General features: G+C 61.5%; 4 protein-coding genes. 1 reads left to right on the forward strand and 3 read right to left on the reverse strand.

Features of this window, described 5'->3' with window-relative positions:
• Positions 1–738, forward strand: a 738-nt coding sequence (locus FN369_RS11180; protein WP_374728767.1) for a tetratricopeptide repeat protein, incomplete at its 5' end; no start/stop codon positions are given.
• A 2-nt stretch (positions 739–740) separates the two neighbouring features.
• On the opposite strand, the gene lpxB is transcribed toward FN369_RS11180, so the two are convergent.
• The 3 genes from lpxB to lpxI form a co-directional block, all read right to left on the reverse strand.
• Positions 741–2,018: a lipid-A-disaccharide synthase gene (lpxB, locus tag FN369_RS07485; RefSeq protein WP_142525555.1), complete on the reverse strand. Its 1,278-nt coding sequence runs from the start codon at positions 2,016–2,018 to the stop codon at positions 741–743.
• The gene (locus FN369_RS07490; RefSeq protein WP_142525557.1) at positions 2,015–2,944 is read right to left on the reverse strand and encodes a Gfo/Idh/MocA family protein; all 930 of its coding nucleotides are present in this window, start codon (positions 2,942–2,944) and stop codon (positions 2,015–2,017) included. Before FN369_RS07490 ends, lpxB begins: the two co-directional genes overlap by 4 nt.
• On the reverse strand, positions 2,944–3,348 hold a 405-nt coding region (lpxI, locus tag FN369_RS07495), incomplete at its 5' end, for an LpxI family protein (RefSeq protein ID WP_142525556.1). The genes lpxI and FN369_RS07490, both read right to left, overlap by 1 nt.

Here is a 3,348-nt window from a genome sequence, read left to right on the forward strand (position 1 = left end):
GGCGGGCGTCTGGCCCCGCCCGCCTTGACCAACGCCGAGCGGGTGGCGGCTCTGCTCCTAGAAGCGAAGCGCTTCGAGAACGAGGGAGACCGCAAGTTGGCGCGCGCCGCTCTCTCCGAAGCGGAGGAACTCGATCCACAGAATCCGACGGTCCTGGAGGAAGAAGGGGAATTGGCTGCGCAACAGAACAACATTTCTCTGGCGACGGAATATTGGAGCCGGATCGTTTCCCTCGGCCCCTCTGCCGGAGCGTTCTACCAGAGAGCTCGCAACCACCTCGAAGAAGCGGCTCGATCGGAAGGCACGGACTCCTCGGAGACGGCGTTCCGCCACAGGGCCAAAACGCCCCTGCAACTTGTCGGAACCGAGCGCACGAGCGGTAATGGCGGTAGCCCGTTCGGGCAGGAATTGATCTTTCGGTTCCGAATCGCAGCCGACCCGCGGACGAAGATTTCCCTAGGTCAAATCAGCTACCAGTTCTACGCCTACGATCAGATCGATGCCGGCATCATCGTACCCACCAACGCTCGGATGACCGTCGGTTTCGAGAGCGCCTTCCCTCGATGGGGGGCCAACCATGTCGAGGTTCTCCGGGTGACTTACCGCCTGGATCACCCCGTCCCGCACCAACGTTTTTACGGCTATGTCTTCCGCCTCTTTTACAGCGGACTCTTGCAGGATCAGCGGGCCGATCCGCCCGAGCTCCTTTTACGATTGCCTTCCTCGAAAGGGAAGTAGCTTTACGGGCCCGCAGCGGCATCCGAAGCGAAGCTGCCCGCAGTCGACTCCTCGCCCACTTCCCTTGCTCCCTGTCGGACGCGCCCGTCGACCGTCGACTTCTTTGTTTCTCCCGTCTCTTCGGTCTTTCTGGGCCGAGCGGCCAGGGCCAAGATACGGGAGGCGGCTCGGGCGCTCGCTCCGGGCTCGGCGATCGGCCGCAGCGCCGCCCCCATCGCCTCGACCATGCGAGCGCGCTCGACGGAGTTCGCCAAAAGACGGAGCGCCGCATGGGCGATCTCGTCCGGGGAAAGCCTCTCCTGGACCAGCTCCGGGATGATTTCCGAATCGGCCAAGAGGTTGACCATGCTCAAGAAACGCACCCGGACCACCCGTTTCGCCACGGTATACGTGATGGGATTGGCCTTGTATACGAGGATCTGCGGGGTTCCGACCGCAGCGCATTCCAAGGAAGCCGATCCGGAACAGAGCAGCGCCAAGCGGCAGCGGGAGAGGTGAGAGAGAGGATAGCCGACCCGCAGGCGGAGCGAGCACTCGAGCCCATACAAGGCAAGCTGCGCGCGCGCAAAAGCCTCTCGCCGCAGATCCGGAACGATCCAAAGGAAATCCAAATCCTCCCTCTGTTTCTGCATCTGCGCGGCGGCTCCCAAAAGCAGCGGGAGGTGGCGCTGGATTTCGCTTTCCCGGCTGCCGGGCAAGAGAGCGATCGTCTGCCGGTCCGGAGGGAGTGTCGGCATTTCGTTGCTCAACAGCCGATCCCAGAGCGGATGACCGACCCAGGAGACCGAAAGCGAGCTTCCCCGCTGTGCATACCACTCCTTCTCGAAGGGGAAGAGGACGAGCAGCTCGTCGACGCTCTCGGATAAAAGCTCCGCACGTCCTGACTTCCATGCCCAGACCTGGGGACTGACGTAAAAAACGATTCTGATCCAAGGCAACCGGCGGCGAAGGACTCGTGCCAAGCGCAAGTTGAACCCTGGGTAATCAATCAGAACCACCGCGTCGGGGCGTGCCGCTTCCACTTCTCGGACGAGCCGATGGAAGAGCTTCCGCAGCTCCGGATAGTGACGCAAAACCTCGACAAGGCCCACGACGGCATGCTTTGTGAGGTCGACCGTCTGCCGCTGACCCGCCGCCGCCATCTTCGGGCCGCCCGCACCGCGAAAGACCGCTTCCGGTTCCTGCCGTCGCAGGGCTTCGATGAGTAGAGCACCCAGCGTGTCTCCGCTCGGCTCTCCTGCAACCAAATAGAACTTTTTCCTCGGATGTGATCGCGTCATGACGCAGCCATCCCCGCTCCGATCCGATCGGAGATCTGCATGGCCAAGTCGAGGGCGGCAACCGCCTTTCCCCCGTCCACCACCGGAGCCATATGAGATCTTACGCAGTCGAGGAAGGACGAAATCTGCAGCTTCAGAGGCTCGTCCTTTTCGACCGGAATCGGCTGGCGTTCGATCCTGCCATCCTTTTTTCGGTAGATCTCACCGCACTGCTCCCCGTAATTGAGAGAGAGGTAGGCGTCGTCCTGAAAGATTCGGATCTTCCGCATTTTTTCAGGGCTGATCCGGCTGCAGGTCAAATTGGCCACAGCTCCCCCCTCGAAGCGGATGCGCGCGTTGGCGATATCCTCGGTGGAGCTCAAGACGGCCACGCCTACCGCATCAATGGAGACTACCGGCGCCCGGACCAGATGAAGGACAATGTCGAGGTCGTGGATCATGAGGTCGAAGACGACTCCGATCTCGGTGTTTCTTCCCGGATAGGGACAGAGCCGGTGAGCTTCTATAAAGCGGGGGGCCCGCAACAGCGGCTCCATCGCGCGGAAGGCCGGATTGAACCGTTCTACGTGACCTACCTGCAGCAGCAAGGCCTTCTCGCGCGCCATGAGCACCATCGCCCGCGCTTGCTCCACTTGATCCGCGATCGGCTTTTCAACAAGCACATGGCAGCCCGATTGCAGGCAAGCCCTCGCAATCGGGAAGTGGGTGCCCGTTGGGGTCGCGATCGTCACGGCCTGAGCGCGAGCCGTGAGTTCCTCCAGAGAAAAAAAGGGTTCTGTCTGATAAAGGGCCGCTATCTGGCGACAACGCTGCTCGTCCGCATCGAAAACACCGACGAGCTCGCTTTGCGGGAGCTCCGCACAAATTCGCGCATGGTGCCGGCCGATATGGCCGACTCCGATCACCCCGGTCCGAATCGGCTGCATCACGAAGCCTCCATCGCTTCTTCCATTCCGTAAAGAGAAATTCCCATCTCTCCGGCGAGCTTGACGACCTCCTCCTTTTCGAGAACCAACGTTCGTCCGGCTTCGCAAACGATGACCGTCACCCCCGATTTGCGGGCGATTTGGATCGTCTGGCGACCGATGATCGGCACATCGAACCGGAAATCCTGGTTCGGTTTGCTCACCTTGATCAACACACCTTTGCCGCGTCCCAACCCTCCCCCGCGCTCCAAGGCTCGATCGGTCCCCTCGAACGCCTCCACGGCTAAGACCGTGCCCTGCTTCACGACCAAGGATTGACCGATATCCAGACGCGCGATCTCCTTCGCCATGCGAAATCCGAAGCCAGCATCCTCTTTCTGCCTCGGCCGCAACGGCGGACCGCC

The sequence above is a fragment of the Methylacidimicrobium cyclopophantes genome, from assembly GCF_902143385.2.
Lineage (GTDB): Bacteria > Verrucomicrobiota > Verrucomicrobiia > Methylacidiphilales > Methylacidiphilaceae > Methylacidimicrobium > Methylacidimicrobium cyclopophantes.

Bases quoted from the DNA above. Each gene is read 5' to 3' on its own strand.
- lpxB (WP_142525555.1), bottom strand. From the start codon at position 2,018: ATGACGCGATCACATCCGAGGAAAAAGTTCTATTTGGTTGCAGGAGAG.
- FN369_RS07490 (WP_142525557.1), bottom strand. From the start codon at position 2,944: ATGCAGCCGATTCGGACCGGGGTGATCGGAGTCGGCCATATCGGCCGG.